This window comes from Tsukamurella ocularis, assembly GCF_024807615.1.
Classification (GTDB): Bacteria; Actinomycetota; Actinomycetes; order Mycobacteriales; family Mycobacteriaceae; genus Tsukamurella; species Tsukamurella ocularis.
Map to the genome: position 1 here is coordinate 208,016 of NZ_JANUCJ010000005.1, position 21,986 is coordinate 230,001.

The 21,986-nt window shown below is 70.3% G+C and carries 22 protein-coding genes; 8 read left to right on the forward strand and 14 right to left on the reverse strand.

What is annotated here, in order from left to right; all coding sequences use genetic code 11:
• Positions 1–19: 19 nt before the first annotated feature.
• The 3 genes from HNP44_RS19775 to ctaC form a co-directional block, all read right to left on the reverse strand.
• Entirely contained in the window at positions 20–742 is a 723-nt protein-coding gene (locus tag HNP44_RS19775) for a hypothetical protein (protein WP_259144372.1), read from the reverse strand.
• Positions 743–856: 114 nt separating this feature from the next.
• Positions 857–1,288 carry a cytochrome c oxidase subunit 4 gene (locus tag HNP44_RS19780; protein ID WP_068521058.1) on the reverse strand — a complete coding sequence of 144 codons (432 nt, stop codon included), beginning with the start codon at positions 1,286–1,288 and terminating at the stop codon, positions 857–859.
• A 3-nt stretch (positions 1,289–1,291) separates the two neighbouring features.
• Positions 1,292–2,398 (reverse strand): aa3-type cytochrome oxidase subunit II, encoded by a 1,107-nt coding sequence (ctaC, locus tag HNP44_RS19785; RefSeq protein ID WP_259144368.1) that lies wholly within the window; start codon positions 2,396–2,398, stop codon positions 1,292–1,294.
• Between the two features lie 231 nt (positions 2,399–2,629).
• On the opposite strand from ctaC, the gene asnB reads away from it, so the two are divergent.
• A complete protein-coding gene (asnB, locus tag HNP44_RS19790) occupies positions 2,630–4,594 on the forward strand; it encodes an asparagine synthase (glutamine-hydrolyzing) (protein WP_259144366.1) in 1,965 nt (654 codons plus the stop codon).
• Positions 4,595–4,598: 4 nt separating this feature from the next.
• Here the strand turns inward: asnB and trhA are convergent, their stop codons facing one another.
• The 3 genes from trhA to HNP44_RS19805 all read right to left on the reverse strand — a co-directional run bounded on the left by trhA (position 4,599) and on the right by HNP44_RS19805 (position 6,731).
• Positions 4,599–5,255: a PAQR family membrane homeostasis protein TrhA gene (gene trhA, locus HNP44_RS19795; protein WP_259144363.1), complete on the reverse strand. Its 657-nt coding sequence runs from the start codon at positions 5,253–5,255 to the stop codon at positions 4,599–4,601.
• A 46-nt stretch (positions 5,256–5,301) separates the two neighbouring features.
• The gene (locus tag HNP44_RS19800) at positions 5,302–6,291 is read right to left on the reverse strand and encodes a carbohydrate kinase family protein (protein ID WP_259144362.1); all 990 of its coding nucleotides are present in this window, start codon (positions 6,289–6,291) and stop codon (positions 5,302–5,304) included.
• An 89-nt stretch (positions 6,292–6,380) separates the two neighbouring features.
• Complete coding sequence (locus tag HNP44_RS19805; RefSeq protein WP_224648092.1) at positions 6,381–6,731, reverse strand: HesB/IscA family protein; 351 nt, start codon at positions 6,729–6,731, stop codon at positions 6,381–6,383.
• A 121-nt stretch (positions 6,732–6,852) separates the two neighbouring features.
• Here HNP44_RS19805 and HNP44_RS19810 point away from each other — a divergent pair, with 121 nt between their 5' ends.
• From HNP44_RS19810 to HNP44_RS19825, 4 genes are read left to right on the forward strand one after another with little or no spacing between them, the layout of a single operon-like run.
• Positions 6,853–7,539: a DUF3043 domain-containing protein gene (locus HNP44_RS19810; RefSeq protein ID WP_259144361.1), complete on the forward strand. Its 687-nt coding sequence runs from the start codon at positions 6,853–6,855 to the stop codon at positions 7,537–7,539.
• Between the two features lie 3 nt (positions 7,540–7,542).
• On the forward strand, positions 7,543–9,216 hold the full coding sequence (gene cobT, locus HNP44_RS19815) for a nicotinate-nucleotide--dimethylbenzimidazole phosphoribosyltransferase (RefSeq protein WP_259144360.1): 1,674 nt from the start codon (positions 7,543–7,545) through the stop codon (positions 9,214–9,216).
• A 1-nt stretch (position 9,217) separates the two neighbouring features.
• Positions 9,218–9,973, forward strand: a complete 756-nt coding sequence (locus HNP44_RS19820; RefSeq protein ID WP_259144359.1) for an adenosylcobinamide-GDP ribazoletransferase — start codon at positions 9,218–9,220, stop codon at positions 9,971–9,973.
• 48 nt (positions 9,974–10,021) lie between these two features.
• Positions 10,022–10,456, forward strand: coding sequence for a DUF7832 domain-containing protein (locus tag HNP44_RS19825; protein ID WP_259144358.1), 435 nt, complete (start codon positions 10,022–10,024; stop codon positions 10,454–10,456).
• A gap of 11 nt (positions 10,457–10,467) precedes the next feature.
• Here HNP44_RS19825 and HNP44_RS19830 read toward each other — a convergent pair whose 3' ends face one another.
• Together HNP44_RS19830 and HNP44_RS19835 are read right to left on the reverse strand one after the other, a co-directional pair.
• Positions 10,468–11,043, reverse strand: a complete 576-nt coding sequence (locus tag HNP44_RS19830) for a TetR/AcrR family transcriptional regulator (protein WP_259144357.1) — start codon at positions 11,041–11,043, stop codon at positions 10,468–10,470.
• 22 nt (positions 11,044–11,065) lie between these two features.
• Positions 11,066–11,923 (reverse strand): alpha/beta fold hydrolase, encoded by an 858-nt coding sequence (locus HNP44_RS19835; RefSeq protein WP_259144356.1) that lies wholly within the window; start codon positions 11,921–11,923, stop codon positions 11,066–11,068.
• Positions 11,924–12,134: 211 nt separating this feature from the next.
• Between HNP44_RS19835 and HNP44_RS19840 the strand changes: the two genes are divergently transcribed.
• From HNP44_RS19840 to HNP44_RS19850, 3 genes are all read left to right on the forward strand, one after another.
• Positions 12,135–13,271, forward strand: coding sequence for an oxygenase MpaB family protein (locus tag HNP44_RS19840; protein ID WP_259144355.1), 1,137 nt, complete (start codon positions 12,135–12,137; stop codon positions 13,269–13,271).
• 49 nt (positions 13,272–13,320) lie between these two features.
• Positions 13,321–13,755 (forward strand): DUF7832 domain-containing protein, encoded by a 435-nt coding sequence (locus HNP44_RS19845; RefSeq protein ID WP_259144354.1) that lies wholly within the window; start codon positions 13,321–13,323, stop codon positions 13,753–13,755.
• Between the two features lie 139 nt (positions 13,756–13,894).
• Positions 13,895–14,566 (forward strand): SMI1/KNR4 family protein, encoded by a 672-nt coding sequence (locus tag HNP44_RS19850; protein ID WP_259144352.1) that lies wholly within the window; start codon positions 13,895–13,897, stop codon positions 14,564–14,566.
• 53 nt (positions 14,567–14,619) lie between these two features.
• On the opposite strand, the gene HNP44_RS19855 is transcribed toward HNP44_RS19850, so the two are convergent.
• The 6 genes from HNP44_RS19855 to HNP44_RS19880 all read right to left on the reverse strand — a co-directional run bounded on the left by HNP44_RS19855 (position 14,620) and on the right by HNP44_RS19880 (position 21,969).
• Positions 14,620–15,723, reverse strand: a complete 1,104-nt coding sequence (locus HNP44_RS19855; RefSeq protein WP_259144351.1) for a branched-chain amino acid aminotransferase — start codon at positions 15,721–15,723, stop codon at positions 14,620–14,622.
• 87 nt (positions 15,724–15,810) lie between these two features.
• Positions 15,811–16,911: a glycine cleavage system aminomethyltransferase GcvT gene (gcvT, locus tag HNP44_RS19860; protein ID WP_259144348.1), complete on the reverse strand. Its 1,101-nt coding sequence runs from the start codon at positions 16,909–16,911 to the stop codon at positions 15,811–15,813.
• A gap of 10 nt (positions 16,912–16,921) precedes the next feature.
• Positions 16,922–18,172, reverse strand: coding sequence for a uracil-xanthine permease family protein (locus tag HNP44_RS19865; protein WP_259144347.1), 1,251 nt, complete (start codon positions 18,170–18,172; stop codon positions 16,922–16,924).
• A gap of 20 nt (positions 18,173–18,192) precedes the next feature.
• The gene (locus HNP44_RS19870) at positions 18,193–19,530 is read right to left on the reverse strand and encodes a D-arabinono-1,4-lactone oxidase (protein ID WP_259144345.1); all 1,338 of its coding nucleotides are present in this window, start codon (positions 19,528–19,530) and stop codon (positions 18,193–18,195) included.
• A complete protein-coding gene (locus tag HNP44_RS19875; protein ID WP_259144343.1) occupies positions 19,527–20,843 on the reverse strand; it encodes an alanine racemase in 1,317 nt (438 codons plus the stop codon). The genes HNP44_RS19870 and HNP44_RS19875 overlap by 4 nt, the downstream gene beginning before the upstream one ends.
• Before the next feature lie 31 nt (positions 20,844–20,874).
• Positions 20,875–21,969 carry an AraC family transcriptional regulator gene (locus HNP44_RS19880; RefSeq protein ID WP_259144341.1) on the reverse strand — a complete coding sequence of 365 codons (1,095 nt, stop codon included), beginning with the start codon at positions 21,967–21,969 and terminating at the stop codon, positions 20,875–20,877.
• Positions 21,970–21,986: the final 17 nt, after the last annotated feature.

Consider the following 21,986-nt stretch of genomic DNA (forward strand, 5'->3'; position numbering starts at 1 on the left):
GGCGACGTACGCGGCTGATTCAGGCCAGGCGCAGGCGCAGCAGGTAGCTGTTCTCCCCCACCGGGGCGCCGGGCTCCCCGAGACAGACCTCGTGCCAGGCACCGTCGACGGCGGTCAGTTCCTGTTCGCGCAGTTGCACGGCGAAGGCCTTCGCCGTGGGCGTCAGGGCGGCCGACCACCGGCCATCGACGCGGGTCTGGAGGTATGACGATGCCGGCAGGTCCAGGCAGTGCACACGGGCCAGGCTCAGCCCCTTGCTGACCTCGAGCTGTTCGAGCACGTCGCCCACCTCGGCCTCGTCGATCCACGCGGGCCGGCGCAGCAGCAGCGTCCAGCGGGCTGCTCCGGTGTCCTGCGGCGCCACGTCGCCACGGAGCCGCTCGAGCGGGGGCATCCGGAAATCGCTGCGGAGCGCGTCGTCGGCGCCAGGAGTGCCGCGGCGGTACAGCGCCTTGTTCCGCACCTTGACGCCGTACGCGGCCGCGTAGAGGGCCTCCGCGGCCACGCGGAAGTCCTCGGAGGTACGGGGGCTGCCGACAGTGTCCACGGCCAGGTAGGCGCGCTCGGGGGCGTGAACGACGCCAGTGTGCCCGACGGTGCCGTACGCCCCGGCGCCGTACGCCTCCGGCTCCACCTCCGCGAAGTCGAGCTTGGTCTTCGGCGGAGCGACGGTGCCGCCCCGGCCGCGCACCTCGTCGGCGGTGAGCTTGCGTACGGACAGCCCGGCTCTGGCCTGCGTCATGCGTGCATGGAATCAGGCCGAGACGACCCGCGGGCGGCGCGGCGGTGAACGTGGACGAAAGAACGACGCCCGCCCCGGTGAACTCCGGTGCGGGCGTCGCTGAAAGAACGTGTCCTAGTGCTTCTCGGGACCCTTGTGGTACTCGAAGACGAGACCCCACGCGGCGCCGACGACGAGCAGGCCGCCGAAGAACCACAGCCAGTACAGCTGCAGGGCGACGGAAATGCCGACCACGGCGACCGAGGCCGAGAGCAGGATGGGCCACCACGAGTGCGGGCTGAAGAAGCCGAGCTCGCCGGCACCGTCGGACACCTCGGCGTCCTCGTAGTCCTCAGGACGGGTGTCGACGCGGTTGGACACGAACCGGAAGTACGTGCCGATGATCAGCGTCAGGCCGCCGGTGAGGAACATGCCGGTGACGCCGACCCACTCCACGGCGCCGTAGCCGTAGCCCGGGCCCCAGATCGCGGTCGCGACGGTGTACAGGATGCCCGCGAGGAAGAAGAACGCGGTGAGGAACTCGAAGAGTTTCGCTTCGACCTTCATGGGTCAGTTCGCTCCTTCTGCGTTGACGGGCGCGGTGCTGTTGCCCGACGGGGTGCGGCCGGTGCGGCGGGTGTCGAACGGGAACGTGCTCGTGGAGACGCCCACCTCACCGATCGACTCCAGCGCGGCGACGTTGTCCTTGCCGCCCTGACGCGCCTCGATGTACTTCTTGAAGTTCTCCGGCGTCACGGCGCGGATCTCGAAGTTCATCATGGAGTGGTAGTCGCCGCACATTTCGGCGCAGCGGCCGACGAAGGCACCGGGCCGGTCGATGCTGGACACCTGGAACTTGTTCTGGGTGTGGTTCTGCACCGGGTTCGGCATCACGTCGCGCTTGAAGGCGAACTGCGGGACGTAGAACGAGTGGACGACGTCGGCCGAGGCCAGGTCGAACTGGATGCGGGTGTCGGTCGGCAGCACCAGGACGGGGATCTCGGCGGACGAGCCCTGCACCTCGACGGTGCTGAACTTCAGGTAGTCGCGAATCTCCTGGAAGCGGCCGTGGTTGGGGCCGCGCTCGGGCTGCGCCTCGACGTGCCCGTGCTCCTTCATCTTCTCGGCTTCTTCGTTGAGCTTCGCGATGTCGGGCTGCTTGCCGTACGGGTTCTCCCGCTCGAGCTTGATCTTGGTGCCGTTCAGGGTGACCTCGCGGTACGCGAAACGCCAGTTCCACTGGAAGGCGGTGACGTCGACGGTCACGCCCGGGTTGTCCTCGATCTTCTCGACCTTGGTCTGCACGACCACGGTGAAGTAGAAGAGGACGGCGATGATGAGGAACGGGATCGCGGTGTACAGCAGCTCCAGCGGCACGTTGTACGCGGTCTGCCGGGGGAAATCGGGCGAGTCCGCCTTGCGCCGGTGGAACGTGATGGTCCAGAACGTGAGGGCCCAGACGAGGACACCCATGATCAGGGCGGCCACGACGGACCAGCTCCACAGCTCAGTCATGTCACGGGCCTCGGGGGTAACACCCTCGGGCCAACCGAAACGCATCACCTCGTCGGCCGAGCAGCCCGCCAGAGCGAACATGCCAGCGACGAGCCCGGCGGCCAGAACCAGGCGCTTACGCCAGGACGCGGCCCCACCGTGGGCGTTACTTCCGGGTGCCAATGTCGCGCCTTCCTGCTGAAACACGGTCAGTGCTACGGGGCCCGTTCCGGACCGTCTCCCCGTCCGGGAACTCACGGCCGGGGCTGCACGTTCCCCTTGTACTACGCAGCGTAGACCAACGGGACGGGGTACACGTTGCGGGGTCGGCAAATGGCGCGTCGTTTCGCGTGCCCGGCGCACGGGCCTGCGCCGTTCCGGGTGCAGGGCCCCGTTCCGGCATACTGGTCAACCGTGTGTGGCCTCCTGGGATTCCTGTCCGCCGATCAGCACGCGGGCGACGTCGTCGACGCGGTGACCGCCGCCGGCCGGTGCATGCGGCACCGCGGCCCCGACGAGTTCGGCGGGTCGTGGCACGACGACGACCTGGCGCTGAGCTTCAACCGCCTCGCCTTCATCGACATCGAGCACGCCCATCAGCCGCTGCGCTGGGGACCGCCCGAGAGCCCCGACCGGTACGCGCTGACCTTCAACGGCGAGATCTACAACTACCTCGAGCTGCGGCAGCGCCTGACCGACGAGTTCGGCGCCGAGTTCCGCACCGAGGGCGACGGCGAGTCGATCGTCGCCGGCTTCCACCACTGGGGCATCGACGGCGTGCTCGCCGAGCTCCGGGGCATGTTCGCCTTCGCGATCTGGGACACCGAGAAGCGGGAGCTGACGCTCGCCCGCGACCAGTTCGGTATCAAACCCCTGTACGTCGCCACCGGATCGAAGGGCACCGTCTTCTCGTCGGAGAAGAAGTCCGTGCTCGCGCTGGCCGACGAGGCGGGCCTGAAGCCGGGCCTCGACGCCCGCGCCGTGCAGCACTACACCGTGCTTCAGTACGTGCCCGAGCCCGAGTCGTTGCATCTGGGCATCCGCCGCCTCGAGTCAGGCTGCTACGCCACCCTCTCCCCCGGCGGCACCGTCGACGCGCAGCGCTACTTCGAGCCCCGCTTCCCCGTGAAGCAGGTGACTGGCGGCCTGGAGTCCGTCGAGGCGAAGGCGATCTACCGCGACATCGCCGACGCGCTGCGCGACTCGGTGAAGATGCACATGCGTGCCGACGTGACCGTCGGCTCCTTCCTCTCCGGCGGCATCGACTCGACGGCCGTCGCGGCACTGGCGATCCAGCACAACCCCGACCTGATCACCATCACCACCGGTTTCCAGCGCGAGGGCTATAGCGAGGTCGACGTGGCCGCCGAGTCCGCCGAGGCCATCGGCGCGCGCCACGTGGTCAAGACCGTCTCGCCTGAGGAGTTCCGCGACGCGATCCCCGCCATCGTCTGGTACCTCGACGATCCGGTGGCCGACCCGTCGCTCGTCCCCCTCTACTACCTCGCGCGCGAGACGCGTAAGCACGTCAAGGTGGTGCTGTCGGGCGAGGGCGCCGACGAGCTGTTCGGTGGCTACACCATCTACAAGGAGCCGCTGTCCCTCGCGCCCTTCGACAAGCTGCCCGCCTGGGCGCGGCGCACCGCCGGCAAGATCGGCGACCGTATGCCCGAGGGCAAGCGCGGCAAGTCGCTGCTGCAGCGCGGCTCACTGCCACTTGAGGAGCGGTACTACGGCAACGCGCGCTCGTTCAACGACGCCCAGCTGGACTACGTGCTGCGCGACTTCCGCCCGGAGTGGACGCACACCGACGTGACCGCCCCGATCTACGCCAAGACCCGAGGCTGGGGCCCCGTCGAGCGGATGCAGCACCTGGACCAGTTCACCTGGCTCCGCGGCGACATCCTGGTCAAGGCCGACAAGATGACGATGGCCAACTCGCTCGAGCTGCGCGTGCCCTTCCTGGACAAGGAGGTCTTCCGCGTCGCGGAGACCCTGCCCGCCGACCTCAAGCTGGCCGGCGGCACGTCGAAGTACGCGCTGCGCCGCGCACTGGAGGAGATCATCCCGCCGCACGTGCTGCACCGGAAGAAGCTGGGCTTCCCCGTGCCGCTGCGGCACTGGCTGGCCGGCCCGGAGCTCTACGACTGGGCCCGGACCGTCATCGAGGAGTCGCAGACCGACGAGTGGATCGACCGGCGCGCCGTGCTCGCCATGCTCGACGAGCACAAGGCGAAGGCACCCGAGGGCTGGCCGGGCGGCACGGACCATTCCCGACGGATCTGGACCGTCCTGGTGTTCATGGTCTGGCACGGCATCTTCGTCGAGGACCGCATCCACCCGGCCATCGAAGAGCCGACCTACCCGGTCCGCCTCTAGGGCATCAGCGCAGCAACGCGATCCACATCGCGGCGTAGTGACAGAGCGCTGCGACGACGGTCGCGGCGTGGAAGAACTCGTGGTGCCCGAAGACGCCGGGCCAGGGGTTCGGCCAGCGGGTCGCGTAGAGGACCGCTCCCCCGCTGTAGAGCACGCCGCCGACGGCGAGCAGGATCGACGCGGTCCAGCCGGCGCCGCGCACGAGGTCGCCGGCGACGGCGACGACCACCCAGCCGAGCGCGATGTACAGCGGCACGCCCACCCAGCGCGGGGCGTGCGGCCACAGCAGCTTGAGCGCGACGCCCGCGAGGGCGCCGCCCCAGACCACAGCAAGCACCCACCGGGCGACGCCGGACGGCAGGGCGAGCACGGCGATCGGCGTGTAGCTGCCGGCGATGAAGACGAAGATCATGCAGTGGTCGGCGCGCTTCATCCAGATGCGTTGCGCGTCGGTCCACTTCCCGCGGTGGTACGCGGCGCTCACGCCGAACACCCCGAACACGGTGATCGCGTAGACGATCAGGGCGAACCCGGCGGAGGTGGATTCCCGGAATCCGGCGATCACCAGCGGGATCCCCAGGACGGCGGCACCGAGCGCGCCGAACTGGTGGATCACTCCCCGCAGGCGCGGCCTGATCTCGGGCACACCGGCGATCGTCATGAACCTACGATACCGTAGGTTACTCGCGAGTAATCGCGATTGTGACCTACAGCGCAGCGAGAATCTCGGCGGCCACCGCGGCGCCGTACGCCTCGGTCAGCCGCTCGCGCGCGTCCTCGACGTCGTAGTCCCAGGCCTGCGGCCCGACCGTCTCGAGCACCTTCACGGCGACGTACGAACCGAGCTGGCCGGAGCGCTCGTACGACAGGCCCGCATCCAGGCCCACGAGGAAGCCGGCGCGGAAGGCGTCGCCGACGCCGGTGGGGTCGACGCGGCCGCGGTCGGGCACCACGTCGACGTGGATGCGCTGCGCAACGGTGCCGTCCGTGCCGTTGACGACGATCTCTGCGCCCTTCTCGGCGAGGGTGGTCACGCGGACCTCGACCATCGCGGTGAGCCGCTCGGCGCTCACGCCGGTCTTCTGCTGGAGCAGGCCCCATTCGTACTCGTTCGTGAACAGGAACTTGGCGCCCTCGACCAGGTCGCGGGCCTCCTCACCGTTCAGGCGCGCGAGCTGCTGCGACGGGTCGGCGGCGAAGGGAATGCCCGCCTCACGGCACTGCGCGCTGTGCAGAGTCATGGCGGCGGGATCGTTCGCGCCGATCACCACCAGGTCGAGCTCGCCGACGGTGGCGGCGACGTCGGCGATCGCAATCTCCCGCGACTCGGCCATCGCGCCCGAGTAGAAGGAGGCGATCTGCGCCATCTCCGAGTCGGTGGTGCACTGGAAGCGCGCGGTGTGCGCGGTCTGCGAGACCCGGACCGCGCGAGTATCGACACCCGCGTCCTCGAGCCAGGCGCGGTAGCCCTCGTCGAAATCGGCGCCCACCGCGCCGACGAGCACGGGTCGCCGGCCAAGCCGGGCCATGCCGAAGCTGATGTTCGCGCCGACCCCGCCGCGCTGCAGCACGAGCTCCTCCACGAGGAAGCTCAGCGAGACGTGGGCGAGGTGCTCGGCGAGCAGCTGCTCGGAGAACTTCCCCTCGAAACGCATCAGATGATCGGTGGCGATGGAACCGGAAACGGCGATCGACACGACGAAACCCTCCCGTGGTCGGCGACGGACGAATCCAGTCAGCCTAACCGCGAGAGGGTTCCGCACGCCTCGCGGGCGTCAGTCGTGCGTCAGTTGAACGAGTCGCCGCAGGCGCACGAGCCGGTGGCGTTCGGGTTATCGATGGTGAAACCCTGCTTCTCGATCGAGTCGACGAAGTCGATCTTCGCGCCGATCAGGAACGGCACGCTCATCCGGTCGACCGACAGCTTCACGCCGCCGAACTCGGACAGCACGTCGCCGTCGAGCGACCGGTCGTCGAAGTACAGCTGGTACCGCAGGCCCGCGCATCCGCCCGGCTGCACCTCGATGCGCAGCGCCAGGTCGTCACGACCCTCCTGGTCCAGCAGCGCCTTCGCCTTCGAGGCAGCGGCCTCGGTCAGCACCACACCGGTGGTTTCGCTCTCAGCAGCAGTAGTCATAGGTTCTCCTCACAGACGCACGTCGGTGTCTGGTTCAACGGTACTCCCCCGCCCTGCATTCCCGGGAGTCACCATCACCCGCGTCGTGGCGCACCCGGCGGGATCGAATAGGCTGGACGGCGTGAAACTCCCCTGGCAGAAGGCCGACGATTCGACCTCCGAGGCGGCGGAGTCCGCGGCAGCCGACACCGTCGACGAGACCGCCGCGGATCCGCTCGCCAAGCCCGCGCCGACGGCGGGCAAGGGCCGCCCCACGCCCAGCCGTCGCGAAGCGCAGGGCCGCAAGCGCGGCCCCGTCGCCCCCGCGCCGATGACACGGGCCGAGGCCCGCGCGCGAAAGAAGGAGCTGCGCAACTCCATGAGCAAGGAGGAGCGCAAGGCGGCCGCCGCGGATCGTCGCACGCAGGCCAACGAGCGCCGCGAGCTCATGATGCAGGGCGACGAGCGGTACCTGCCGGTCCGCGACAAAGGCGCCGTCAAGGGCTACGTGCGCGACCTGGTCGACGCCAAGCGCCACATCTCCACCATGTTCATCCCGTTCGCGGTGGCCGTGATGGTCTTCATGTTCGTCACGGTCAACCGGCCGGAGCTCGCGGGCATCCCGATGCTCATCCTGCTGGTGATGGTCGCGGTGATGGCGATCGAGGGCATCCTCACCGGCCGTCGCGTCAACAACCGCGTCCGCGAGCGCTGGCCGGACACCACCGAGACGGGTTTCCGCCTCGGCTGGTACGCCTTCATGCGCTCCACGCAACTGCGGCGCATGCGCATCCCGCGGCCGCAGGTCAAGCCGGGCGACGCGGTCTAGCCCGTGGCGCTCACCCTCGTTCTCGGCGGGGTCCGCTCGGGCAAGTCCGCGCGCGCCGAGCAGCTGATCGCCGGAGCCGGCGCCCTCGTCCGGTACGTCGCCACGGCGCCGCGGCCCGACGGTGACCCCGACCTCGCCGCGCGGGTGGCCGCGCACCGCGAGCGTCGCCCGTCGTCGTGGTCCACCGTCGAGACGCAGGACCTCCGCGCGGTCCTCTCCGAGGGTTCCGCGCCCACGCTGATCGACGACTTGGGCGGCTGGCTCGCCGCGCGCCTCGACGCGGCCGGGTGGGAGACCCCCGAGAACGCGCAGCCCGATCTCGACGGCCTCGTGGCCGCCGCGGCGGCGTACACGGGTGAGCTGGTCATCGTCAGCCCCGAGGTGGGCCTGTCGCTCGTCCCCGAGACCCACGCGGGCCGCGTCTTCCAAGACCTGCTGGGCACGCTCAACGGCCGGCTCGCGGCGATCGCTGACCAAGCCGAGCTCGTCGTCGCCGGGATCCCCGTGCTGCTCGACGGTGCGCCCTCCCCCTCGACTGCCTCCACGCCCGCCGCGAGCCTGATCAAGCCCGTGCCGGACGTGCCGCCGGCGCCGCCGATCGTGCTCCCACCGTTCGAACCGGGCGCCGACCCGCTGGCCTTCCCGCAGCTCTCCCCGCCGGATCCGTTCGTCGGCCGCGAGGCCCGTGATCGCCAGCTGGAACTGACCAAGCCAGCGGGCTCGCTGGGCCGCCTGGAACAGCTCGGCGAGTGGATCGCCGCGTGCCAGGGCGTGTGCCCACCGAAGCAGTTCGAGCGCGCGCGCATCGTGGTCTTCGCCGGGGACCACGGCGTGGCCGCGGGCGGCGTCTCGGCCTACCCGCCGGAGGTCACCGCGCAGATGGTGGCGAATTTCGCCGCCGACGGCGCCGCAATCAACGTGCTGGCCGCGCAGGCCGGCGCGACGGTCCGCATCGAGGACATCGCCGTCGCCGGCGACACCCGCGAGGACCTGAGCCGCAACAAGATCCGCCGCTCGTCGGGCGACATCGCCGTGACCGACGCGCTCACCGACGAGGAGACTATCGCGGCGATCGCGGCGGGCCGCCGGATCGCCGACGAGGAGATCGACTCCGGCGCCGACCTGCTCATCGCCGGCGACATGGGCATCGGCAACACCACGCCCGCCGCGGTGCTGGTCGGCGCGCTCACCGATACCGAGCCCGTCCTCGTCGTGGGCCGCGGCACCGGCATCGACGACAACGCCTGGATGCGCAAGGCCGCCGCGGTCCGCGACGGCATGTACCGCGCACGCCCACACGTCGGCAACCCGAAGGCGCTGCTGCGCACCGTCGCCGGGGCGGACCTGGCCGCCATGGCCGGCTTCCTGGCGCAGGCCGCGGTGCGGCGCACGCCGGTGATCCTCGACGGTGTCGTGGTCACGGCTGCGGCCTTGGTCGCGAATGACCTCGCCCCCGGCGCGGTGAGCTGGTGGGTCGCCGGGCACAAGAGCCCCGAGCCAGCGCACGCCCTCGCGCTGCACCGCCTGGACATTGAGCCCCTGCTCGACCTCGGCCTGCGGCTCGGCGAGGGCAGCGGCGCGGCGCTCGCGCTCCCCCTGGTGCGCTCGGCCGTGGCCGTCCTCGGCGAGATGGCGACCTTCGACGCGGCCGGCGTGTCCGGGAAGGCCGCCGACTGACGTGCGGCACCTCGCCGCCACCGTCGCCTGGATGACGGTGCTGCCCGTGCCCGGCGCGTTGCAGCCGAGCCCCGTCACCCGGGCCGACGGCGCCCGCATCATCGCCCGCGTGCCCCTCGCCGGCGCGATCGTGGGCGCCGCCGTCGCCGCGGTCGCCTGGGCCTGCCACGCCGCGGGCCTGCCGACGGTGCTCGTCGGCGCCCTGGCCGTCGGCGCCGGGGCGCTCCTGACGCGCGGAATGCACCTCGATGGCTTCGCGGACTGCGTCGACGGCCTGGGCAGCTACGGCTCGCCGGAGCGGGCGCGAGAGATCATGCGGCAGGGCACCGTCGGCCCGTTCGGCGCCGCCGCGCTGGCGCTGCTCCTGATCGCCGGCTCTGCCGCCGTCGGTGGGCTCGCGGACCGCGGGGCGTGGCTCGCGATCGGCGTGGCCGTGGGCGCCTCCCGGGTGGCCGCGGTCCTCGGCTGCCGGCGCGGCTGGGCACCGTCGAACCCCGACGGTTTCGGTGCGCTCACGGCCGGCACCCAAGGCCTTGCGACGCAGGGCCTCTGGGCCGTGGTCGCGCTGGCTGCGGCCGCCCCGGCGGTGCCCGGGCGCCCGTGGCAGGGGCCGCTCGCCATCGCGATGGCGCTGCTCGTCGCGGCCCTCGCGATGCGGCACTGCGTGCGCCGGTTCGCCGGAATGAGCGGCGACGTCCTGGGTTTCGGCATCGAGCTCGCCGCGGTGGTCGCACTGATCGGTCTCTGCATCGCCTGACAAGTGGTCCCCAAGCGCCCGGCAAGCTCAGCGGGCCAGGCTCCCGACATGACCTACGACGACGCGGGATGGCACTCCGACACGACCGCCGAACTCGGCCTGCCCGAGGAGGCGGCGAACACGCACATCGGCATGTTCTACGCATGGGCCCGCGCCCGGGGCCTCACGAGCGGCACCCACCTCGAACACGGCGTCGACGGTCCGGTGCCCGATCCTGAGCTCCATCTCCTCGACGACCGCGCGCTCACCCCGGGCGCCTATCTGGAACGGCATCTTGCCGGCCAATTGGATCCCGGCTCCTTCACTGCGGAAGGTCGGAGGTTCGTCGAGGCGAAGTACAGCGACTACCTCGGTGCCTACGACCGCATCCCGGTGGTTGTCGACGCGGAGAACATGTACGCCGTCGAGGACAGCTGGCGGCTCTACAACGCGATCGAGCCTGTGCTCGACGAGCTGTACGCACTCTGGAGAGGCTCCCGTTAGCCGATGGCGGCTCAGAACGCGTCGATCCGCGGATCTCCCCGCTGGGCGCCGCCCAGCCCGGACAGTCCAGCGTCCAGGAATCGCACCATCCACGTCGCGGTCTCCCGGGAGTCGTTCTCCCACTGGAAGGCATCGACAGCCTGCAGCACGGCGAACCCGTGCATGGTGCACCGGAGAGTCCGGATCGCGTGATCGAGTTCCTCTGCCGCCACCCCGTACCCGGAGACCACCGCACGCAGTGATTGCATGACCCGGGTGGCCGCGCGCAGAAACGGGTCGTCGGGATCGGCACCCATCGCGATTCCGGTCGTCGACGCGTAGCGTCCCGGGTGCCGGCCGATGTACGACTGCGTCGCCTCCACGAGGGCCGCCATCGCCGCGGCACGTGAACGTCCTTGGATCGCGACGCCCACCTCGTCACCGAGTTCGGTCATCGCCAGTGTCGCGATCCGACGCCGCAGATCGCCGACGCTGTCGACATGTTTGTAGAGCGCCGGCGGCTTCACTCCCAGTCGCTCGGCGAGAAGCGCGAAGGTCACCGCGTCGATGCCGACCTCGTCGGCGAGGGCGGCACCAGCGGTGACCACGTGCGCGGAACTGAGTCCCGCCCTAGGCAAGGCGAAGCCCGGTGAGGAATCGCAGGATGTGCGTGGCGACCTCGTCCGGGAATTCCGCGTGCGGATAGTGCCCTGCCCCGTCGATCGTCACGTAGCTGCCGATCGAGTCGGGCAGGGCGGCCACGATGCCCTTCGCCTCCGCAACCGGGTCGGCGAAGTCACTGTCCTGCGAGCCCATGATGATCAGCGTGGGTCGGGTCACGTGCGGAAGCGCCTCTGCTGCGTCCTTCGCGTTCGCCAGAACCATCTTCGTAGCCGCACGGCGCCGATCGGGCTTCTCCAGACCGGCGAGCACGCTGGCCTTCCACGAATCCCAATCGCTCGGTTTCCGCGTGGGATACGCCATGTCGAGGTACTGCGACCACCGTCGTGGGCTTCCGGTGATGCCGAATCCGCCGAGCAGGAACGTGCCTCGGCGGTACGCACCGTCGCGCAGGAATGCGGCGAGGCTCAACGACGGCGGCCTCGTGAACGGGGCGATCTCGATGACGGCCGCGACGAGATCCGGGCGTTCGGCCGCGAGAATCGTGGCGGCACCGCCCGAGAACGACTGTCCCACCACGATCGCCGGACCACCTCCGAGATCCGTGATCACCTCCGCCAGATCCGATGCGGTGTCGGCGCGGGTGAACGAGGACCATCGGGCACTCGAGTCACCGTGGCCGCGCAGATCGACGGTGGCCACTCGGTATCCGGCATCGACCAGGCGCGGAGCGAGAAAGCGATAGGTCGCCCGGGTATCGGCGAGCCCCGGAGAGAGGACGATCAGAGGCCCTTCTCCGACCACGTCGTAAGCGATCCGGCCGTCACCGACCGAGGCGAACACCGTCGCGCCACTGCCATCTGTCATCAATGCCTCCAGAGAAATCAGCGAATGTTGATACCCTTTAGGTTATGTATCATAACTTGTGAGGTCAATACCGCACCAGAGGCGCCTGGGCACGCCCTAGACAACAGTCGTTGTCAGGAGTAGACACAGGTATGTGACCACACTCAACGGAGCACGATCGATTCCGGCGCGACATCCCGCGCGCCCCCGGCGCGTGCCTCCCGGGATCCGGATGGTGAGCCGCGCTCTGCGCCTCCCCGAGCCGACGGACGCGGAGTTCCGGCGGTTCGGCGAGCTGCTCACCGCCGGCGATGCCGTGATGGACGAGCTGGTCGAGTGGATCTACCAGGACCGCGATACACGCAAGCCGATGTTCGACCGGGCGCTGAACGCGGGCATCGCTTCGGTTCCCGATGCACCGTCGGAACTGCGCACCTTCTTCGAGGACATGGAGACCGCCCCGGACTGGGTCGACTGGGACAAGATCCTCCTCGGCGGCCAGCTCATGCGCAGCGGCGGCGCGGACGGCTTCTCCATCGCGCGCGACGTCGCGCTGATGGGCGGCTACCTCTTCTCCGGCTTCAACCAGACCTTGCTGCGCACGGGCGCGCTGGAGAAGGGCTCGAACAAGCGCTTCGCCGAGACCTCGCAGTGGGCGCTCGACGTGATCGTCCCGGAAGGCCTGCGGCCCGGTGGCGCAGGCTACCGGTCCACGTTGCACGTGCGGTTCATCCACTCGATGGTGCGTCGGCACCTCATGGCCCTACCGGACTGGGACTACGAGGCCTACGGCCTACCGATCAATCAGACGGACATGGCGGCCACACTGGTCGGCGCGCTCATCGCGCCCGTCGCCACCGGGACCGGGATCGGCATGGTAGCCAGCCCCCGCGAGTACGACGCGGCCGCGCACCTGACGCGGTACGTCGGCCGACTGATGGGCGTGCACGACGACTTCCTTCCGCACGGCTTCCGCGACAGCCTCCGGATCCTGTTCCAGACCTCGCGGGCGCTCTCGACCCCGGACGAGACCAGCAAGGCACTCGCGCAGCCGATGGCCGACGACCCGATGCTCTGGAAGTACGGGCAGCTCACCGGCCTGCGCCGCAGGATCGCCCGCTCACAGCACCTGTCGATCGCGACCGCCTACCTGGGGCGGAGCGCCATGAAGGAGCTCGGCGTCCCGCCGACCCTCCCCTGGTACCCGGCCCTCCGGATCCCGTACCACCTCATCGAATCGGTGTTCAACCAGCTCCCCGGCGGTCGCGAGCGCGCCGCCCGCCGCGGCGACGCGAGCCAAGCGAAGTTCATGCGCATGCTGAACGAGGAAGCCGCCATCGGCCACTCCGCCCAGCACGTCACCACCTGATCAACCGGGCGGCAAGCCACCGCCAACCGTCGCGCGGGAACCTCACGTCATGACCTACGACGATGCCGAATGGCACCAGGAGACCGTCGACGAGCTCGGCCTTCCCGAGGACAACGCCGCAACGCACATCGGGATCTTCTACGCCTGGATGCGGGCGCACGGTCTCGCGAGCGGCACCACGCTGTGGCACGGAGTACCCGAGCCGGTCCCTGATCCGCACCTCGACCTGCTCGACGACCGCAAGCTGACACCCGGCGCCTACCTGGTACAACACATGGTCGGCCAATTCGACTCCGGTGCGTTCACTGACGAGGGGAACGCCTTCACCAACGCTTCGTACTCCGCCTACCTGGACGCGTACGCGAAGGTGCCGGAGATCTCCGAGCACCCCTCCACGTACGCCGTCGCCGACACCTGGCAGCTGTACGACGCCGTAGCGCCGACCATCGACGCGCTCTACGCACGCTGGAGGTCACGTCAGTAGCGCCTGGATCGAATAGTCCTGGGCTCTGGCACCTTCCACACTGTTCTGCGACGAATCAGGCCTAAACCATCGCACAACGCTTCGAAAGATGTTGCAGCCGTGGCCAGCCGACCATAGAACTCCTCGGTATGGTGCCACCATGCATCCACTGATCGCAAGACTGGACGCGGCACTCGCGACGAACTACCCCGAGTTCCACGCCGCGCTCGGCCCAGGCTCGCCGCAGGAGGATCTCGACGAGCTTGAGCGAACCTTCGGTATACCGCTCCCCCAGCTGTATCGCGACTTCGTCGCCTGGCACGGCCCCGATCCGCGCAACCAGTACCCGCGCTCTGCCTACATGATCAAGTACTACGAGCTGACGTCTGCGCGTAACGCGACTGCGACTCTGACGATGCTTCGTGAACTCCGTGCCGACGAAATCGGCTGGATCGCGTCTGCATGGTGGGGCGAGCATTACCTGCCTCTCATGGAACACGGCGGCCCCGAGCTGGTCATCGATATGAAAGGAGAGGCCCGGCTTGAAGGTGACGGCACCAGCCCATATCCCAGCATTGCCGGACAAGTCCTGGAGTTCCACCACGCCGATGAACTGCGCCCCGTGCACGCGCCGAGTCTCGAAGCGTGGATCGAAGCGGTCGCCATCTCATGCGAACGGCAGGTATTCGGCGTCGAGATCAACGACTACGGGAAGGGGCCCGTCCTCTACCTCACCGACGAGGGAGACCGCTTCGATTCCGTCCTCGGAGAACTCGCACCGGGCTTCCCCGCCGACGCCGTCATGCTGACGATGCCTGACGACTACTACTGACGCAGGCGGCCCACACCGGAATCCGGTGTGGGCCGCCTACGTCGGGATGAGCGTCAGCTCAGGGTGGTCATCCAGCCGTGGGCGTCCGGGACCGTGCCGCGCTGGATGCCCGTGAGGGTCTCGCGCAGCGCCATGGTGATCTCGCCGGGCTCGCCGTCGCCGATGGTGAAGTCCTCGGACGCACCCTTGACCCGTCCGACGGGCGTGATCACGGCCGCGGTGCCGCAGGCGAAGACCTCGGTGATGGCGCCGGAGGCGACGCCCTCCTTGAGCTCGTCGACGGTGATGCGACGCTCCTCGGTCTCGAAGCCGGCGTCGCGGGCGAGCTGGAGCAGCGAGCTGCGGGTCACGCCGGGGAGCAGCGATCCGGACAGCTCCGGCGTGACGATCCGGGCCGAAGAGCCGGAGCCGAGGACGAAGAACAGGTTCATGCCACCCATCTCCTCGATCGCCTCGTGCTCGATGGCGTCGAGCCACACGACCTGGTCACAGCCCTGCTGCGCGGCCTGGGCCTGCGCAACGAGCGACGCGGCGTAGTTGCCGCCGCACTTGGCGAAGCCGGTGCCACCGGGTGCGGCGCGCACGTACTCGCGCGAGAGCCACACCGAGACGGGCTTCACGCCACCGGCGAAATAGGCGCCGGCGGGCGAGGCGATCACCAGGAAGCGGTAGCTGTTCGACGGCTTGACGCCGAGGGTCTCCTCGTCGGCGAAGATGAACGGCCGGAAGTACAGGGCCTCCTCGCCGCCGGCCGCGGGCACCCACTCGCCGTCGATGGCGACGAGCTGCTTGAGCGACTCCACGAAGACGTCCTCGGGCAGCGGCGGGATCGCGAGCCGCTCGGCGGAGCGCTGGAAGCGCGTGGCGTTGGCCTCGGGCCGGAAGGTGGCGACGGAACCGTCGGGCTGGCGGTAGGCCTTGAGGCCCTCGAAGATCTCCTGCGCGTAGTGCAGCACCGACGCCGAGGGCTCCATCGGGATGGGGCCGTAGGGCAGCACCTCGGGCGCGTGCCAGCCCTCGGCCTCGTTCCAGCGGAGCGAGATCATGTGGTCGGTGAAGTACCTGCCGAATCCCGGGTTCGCCAGGATCTCAGAGCGCTCAGCCGCAGAGCGGGGGTGGTCGTTGCGGGTGAGGGCGAAGGCCGTGCCAGTTGTCATGGGACAAGATTCTACGACCCGCGCGCGCGGGCGCGGGCCGTACCAATCAGTAGGAACCCCGAGTATTTTTCCGGGGCCGCCTCGGGACTACTTCGTGTTCGCCTCGACGAACGGCGGGAGGACCACCTCGCACTCGATCGCGCGGCCGCGCACGTCCACGCTCACCGGCGTCCCCTTCTCGACCCCCGCCGCGGAATCGATGAGCGCCAGGGCGATTCCGGTCTTGAGGCTCGGGCTGAAGGTGCCCGACGTAGTGGTGCCGATCGGCACACCGTCGGCGGAGAGCACCGTGAGGTCGGCGCGCAGCACGCCCTTGCCGGTCGCGCGCAGGCCCCAGAGCTTGCGCGCCGGACCGGCCTCCTTCTCCGCCAGCAGGGCGTCGCGGCCGACGAACTCGGGCTTCTTCCAGCCGACGGCCCAGCCGGCGCGGGCCTGGACCGGGGTGATGTCGACGGTGAGCTCGTGGCCGTGCAGCGGGTAGCCCATCTCGGTACGGAGGGTGTCGCGGGCGCCCAGGCCTGCGGGCTGGCCGCCGCGCGAGGTGATCTCGGGCAGCAGCGCGCGGAAGACGGTCTCGGCGTCACCCCAGGCGGGGATCAGCTCGTAGCCGTGCTCGCCGGTGTAGCCGGTGCGGCAGACGCGCACCGGGGTGCCGTTCAGTGAGGCGTCCTCGTAGGCCATGTACTCCATCTCGGTGGGCAGCCCGACGGCCTGCAGTACCTCCGCCGACTTCGGGCCCTGCACGGCGAGCACGGCGTAGTCGCGGTGCTGGTCGGTGACGGTGATCCCCTCGGGCGCCCGCGCGACGAGGTGCGCGACGACCGCGGCCGTGTTGGCGGCGTTGGGCACGAGAAAGAGCTCGTCGTCGGAGACGTAGTAGACGATGAGGTCGTCGATCACGCCGCCGGACTCGTTGGTGCACAGGGTGTACTGCGCCTTGCCCGGGTGGATCTTGCCGAGATCGGCGGTGAGCACGCGGTTGACGAAGTCCTTGGCGCCGGGCCCGGCGACGGTGGCCTTGCCGAGGTGGCTGACGTCGAAGATCCCCACGGCCTCACGGACGGCGGTGTGCTCGCCGACGGTGCCCGCGTACTTGACGGGCATCGACCAGCCGCCGAAGGGCGCGAACGCCGCTCCCAGCTCGACGTGCACGGCGTTCAGGGGTCCCTCGATCAGCGTCTCACTCATGTCCGGCACTCTAGTCCAGGGCCGCGCTGCCGGACCGGCCCAACAGGCGCATGCCCTGATAGATGACGATCGCGGCGACGGAGCCGAGTGCGATGCCGGTGAAGGTGACCTCGCCGACGGACCAGGTGAAGTCGGCAATGCCGATGATGAGCGGCACCGCGGCGGTGAGCTGGTTGATGGGCTTGCTGAAGTCGACGCGCGCCTCCACCCAGATGCGCACGCCGAGGATGCCGACGAGGCCGTACAGCGCCGTCGTGATGCCACCCAGCACGCCCGGCGGGATCGACGCGATCACCGCGCCGACCTTCGGCGACATGCCCAGCAAGATCGCGGCGACGCCGGCCACCCAGTACGCGGCCGTCGAGTAGACGCGGGTCGCGGCCATGACGCCGATGTTCTCCGCGTAGGTCGTGGTGGCGGAGCCGCCGCCCGCGCCGGCGAGCACCGTCGCAAGGCCGTCGGAGGCCAGCGCCCGGCCCATCACCGGGTCGTAGTCCTCCCCCGTCATCTGCGCGACGGACCGCACGTGCCCGACGTTCTCGGCCACGAGTACGAGGACCACGGGCAGGAACATGGGCAGCACGGCCCAGGAGAACGACGGGGCGTGGAACTCCGGGAAGCCGACCCAGGATGCCGCGGAGACCTTGGAGAAGTCGACCTCGCCGCGGAACCACGCGACCGCGTAGCCGATCAACACCGAGGTGAAGATCGCGAGCCGCCCCAGCATGCCCTTGAACAGGGCGAGGGACAGGATGAGGCAGACCAGCGTGATCGTGGCCGTCACGGCGGCCTTCTCGTAGTTCGCCTTCGCCGCGGGCGCCAGGTTGAGGCCGATCAGCGCGACGATCGCGCCCGTCACGACGGGCGGCATCAGCTTCTCGATCCACGCCGTGCCCACGAGATGCACCACGCCGCCCACCAGGATCAACAGCACGCCCACGGCGACGATGCCGCCCAGCGCGCTCCCCATCCCCTGTGAGGCGGTCGCCGCGGTGATCGGCGAGATCACCGCGAAGCTCGACCCCAGGTAGCTGGGCAGCCGGTTGCCGGTGATGAGCAGGAACAGCAGGGTGCCCACGCCCGAGAAGAGCAGGGTGGTGGCGGGCGGGAAGCCGGTGAGCACCGGCACCAGGAACGTGGAGCCGAACATCGCCACCACGTGCTGCACGCCGATGCCCAACGTCTTGGGCCAACTCAGCCGCTCACCGGGCCCCACCACGCCCGCACCGTCAGTGGTCGGCGTCCAGCCGAATATCTTCATGGCGGGAAATCATGCACGAGTCAGCGGCCGAGCACAGCGTCCAGGTGGTCGTTGGCGAACACGCGGTCCGGGTCGAGCTCGTCGCGCACGGCCAGGAACTCCTCGAACCGGGGGTAAGCGCCGCGGAAGAACTCGGCGGTGCGCGTGTGCATCTTGCCCCAGTGCGGGCGGCCGCCGTGCTCGATCATGATCCGCTCGACCTCGGCGAAGTAGTCGCTGGGCTTGTCCCGGACGTAACGGTGCGCGGCGATGTACCCGGACTGCCGGCCCGAAGCAGTCGACAGCATCAGGTCGTCGGCGGCGGCGACACGGACCTCGATCGGGAAGGTGAGGTTCCAGTCGTGCTTCTCGGTCGCCGCCTTGAGCGCGGCGAACGCCGGCATCGTGTTCTCCAGCGGCACGGCCCATTCCGTCTCGCGGAAGCGCACGGATCGATCGGTCGTGAGCACGTTGGTGGAGTAGTCGATCTCGGTGTGCTCGGAGAGCATCGACGTGGCGAGCGAGACCAGCCGGGGCGTCAGCGACGGTACCGCGCGCCCCATTTCGCACACGGCCATCAGCGCGCCGGTCCCGACGACCTTGTCGTCGACGAACCGCCGCACCCCGCCGATCGGCTTGCGCTTGTGATCCCCGGGCCGGCGGATCTGCGATTTGGTGAGCGTGCCGTCCGTCCCCGGGAACCAGAAGAACTCGAAGTGGTCGACGTCGCGCACCCGCTCGACGAAGCCGTCCACGGTCTCCCCCAGCGACAGCGGTGCCTCGGTCGCCTCGAGCACGAACCGGTCCACGCACTGCAGCGTGACCTCGACCAGGATCCCCAGCGCGCCGAGCCCGAGCGCCACGGCCTGCAGCCGCGGGTCGTTCTCGCCGACGGTAACCACCTCCCCGGTCCCGGAGACGAGGGTGGCCCCGACCACCTGGGTCGCGATACCGCCGAAGCCAAGCCCGGTGCCGTGCGTGCCGGTCGAGATCGCACCGGCGACGGTCTGCCGGTCGATGTCGCCCAGGTTAGCCATGGCCAGGCCGTAGGGCTCGAACAGCGCGGGCACGTCGTACAACCGGGTACCGGCGCGGAGCGTCACCCGCTTGGCGTCGACGTCGACGGTGACGAGCCCGCCCTGGTGGTCCGGCGCGAGCGCCACGTCGCGCGGGGCGGAGATCGCCGTGAAGGAGTGCCCCGCGCCCAGCGCCTTGACGGTGCCGCCGCGTTCGCGGGCCCGTTCGACGGTGCGCACCACGTCCTCGATCTTCGCGGGCCGCGAGACGTACGAGGGGAAGGCGGAGGCGGTGCGCCCCCAGTTCCGCCACTCGCCCACGTTGCCGGTCAGCTGGTCCAGGCTCGGGATCCACTTGTTCACAGGAAGCACTTCCCCTCGCCGCGGTAGGTCGGGACCGCGGCGTGCACGGCACCGTCGGAGACGATCACGAGATCGTCGGCGTGCTCGGCCGGCTCCCCGGCCTTGGTGTGCCGGAACCAGATCCGGTCGCCGAGCGAGATCCGCGCGGCGCGCTCGCCGGTCAGCGGCGTCTGCACCTCGCCCGCGCCCTCGCGACCCGTCAGTTTCAGCCCCTCGGGCCACACCGGCTTCGGTAGGCGGTCGGAACCCGCCGCGCCGGAGGCGATCCATCCGCCGCCGTGGCAGGTCACGGTCTGCGCGTCCGGACGACGCACCACCGCGAGCCCGAACCCCATGGCGGGCGCCGGGCGGAAGTGGGAGTAGCCGTCGAAGAGGTGCGGGCCGTACAGGCCGCTGCCGGCGGCGATGTCGGTGACGTTGGGGTCCTCGGCGTTGCGTTCCAGGGAGCCTGTTCCGCCGCCGTTGACGAACTCGAGGTCGGCGATCCGGCGCAGGTCCGTGAGGATCTCCCGGCGGCGCGTCACCAGCTCGTCCCAGGACGCGCGTTGCATGGTCCGCAGCAGCGTCCCGGCGCCGGGTCGACGGATGCTGAGGTCGCCGACGCCGGCGATCTGGGCGTCGTAGGTCATCACGCCGACGAGCCGGAATCCCTTGCGGCCCGCTACTGTCGCCGCGAGGACCGAGGCCTCGCCACGCGTGCGGATCGGGGAGCGGCGCGCGCCGATCGCGCCCAGCGCGGGGGCGTGGTAGGAGGCGTCGACGTCGATGCAGACCCGCAGTTCGGGGCGGCGGCTCGGCGGCACCGCGGCGTCGATGAGGTCCAGTTGCTCGGCGTCGTCGATCATCAGGGTCACCCGCATCGCGGCGGCCGGATCGGCGGCCAGCGCGGCGATGGCGGCGAGGTCCGCGCTCGGGTAGGCGACCAGCACGTCGGTGCACCCCGGCCGGTCGGCGCCGTCGTGGTCCGTCCCGTCGGCCGCCAGCCAATGGGCCTCCGCCACGTCGTAGGCGAGCACGCCCGCGTAGCCGGGCACGCGCAGCAGCGCGTCGAGCACGGGGCGGGAGCGGATGGACTTCGAGGCGACGCGGATGGGCTTGCCGGCCGCGCGCCGCAGCATGTCGGCCACGTTGTAGCGCAGGGCATCGAGGTCCGCGGCGAGGATCGGCGCGTCGAGGCCGTGGGTGGCGGCGTCGATGGTCGCCCAGTACGCGGTCGGGTCGATCTCCCAGTCCCGGTCGAGGGACGACGGTGCTGCCGCCAGGTCCAGTGCGCCCGCTCCGGTCGTGGTCTCGCCCGTGCCGTTTCCCGTCATGAGCACCGATCGTACGGGCGCAGCCGCCACCTCAGCTGGGCGTGACCGTAGATCCCCCCTCCTCCGTCCGGATCTCCCCGCGGGCCCGGACCTCGGCGGGCGTGCGGCCCGTCCACTGCGCGAAGGCCCGCCGGAAGTCGCGGGCGTCGGCGAAGCCGACCGCCTCTGCCACGGACCGCACCGGTAGTCCGGTCGTGCGCAGCAGGTCCTCGGCGCGCTCGCGCCGGACCCGGGTGTGGATCGACCGGAAGGACTCGCCCGCCTCCACCAGGTGCCGGCGCAGCGTTCGCTCGGTGGTGTTGAGCTGTCGCGCGACGCCGGCCATCGTGAACGGGCGGCGCAGGTCTGCCCGGAGCAGCTGCTCGACCGCCCACACGTGGTCGAGGTCGCGCGCCTCGGCCCTCGTCCCGGTGAGCGCACGGCAGGCCGCCAGTGCGGCGGCGTGCACCGCGGGCTCGCGTCGGGGCAGCGGCGTGCCGAGCAGGCTCCGCGGCACCGTCATCCGCCCGGACGGGGCGTCGAACCGCACGGGGCAGCCGAAGCCCCGCGGGTACTCGGCGGCGTACGACGGCGCCGGATACGGCAGCTCGACCAGCACGGGTGACCACCGCTCGTCCCCGAGCGCGGATCGCAGCAGCGTCGTGACGCTGAGCAGGGTCTCCTCGCAGAGGAAGGGCAGCAGCTCCGGGTCCATCGAGCGCGGCACCACGGCGAGGCGGAGGGCGTCGCCGACGGCGTCCACGGAGAAGTCGACGAGGCTGCCCGCAGCCTGGTGGTACTGCAGGCCGACGTTGACGGCGCCCTCCACGTCGTCCGCGGTCTGGACCGCCACTCCGAGCATCCCGAAGGACTGCAGCAACGGCCGCGCGCCCGCCTGCATCCCCAGGGGCCGGTCCGGGAACTCGCGGACCACCTCGGTGAGGAACCGCGCGACCTGCGGGAACGCGAGGACGAGGTCGCCTGCGGGATCGGTCCGGGGGATCCCGGCGCGCGCGGCCCATTCCGCCGCGGGGTGGCCCTCGCGCGCGAGCATCTCCAACAGGTGCGCGACGACGGGCGCGGGCATCGCGGCCGCGTAGCCGGCGGCCCCGGGCGGCGGCGCGCCCCACAGTCCCAAGCGTAACATCCGTACAGGCAAGCACA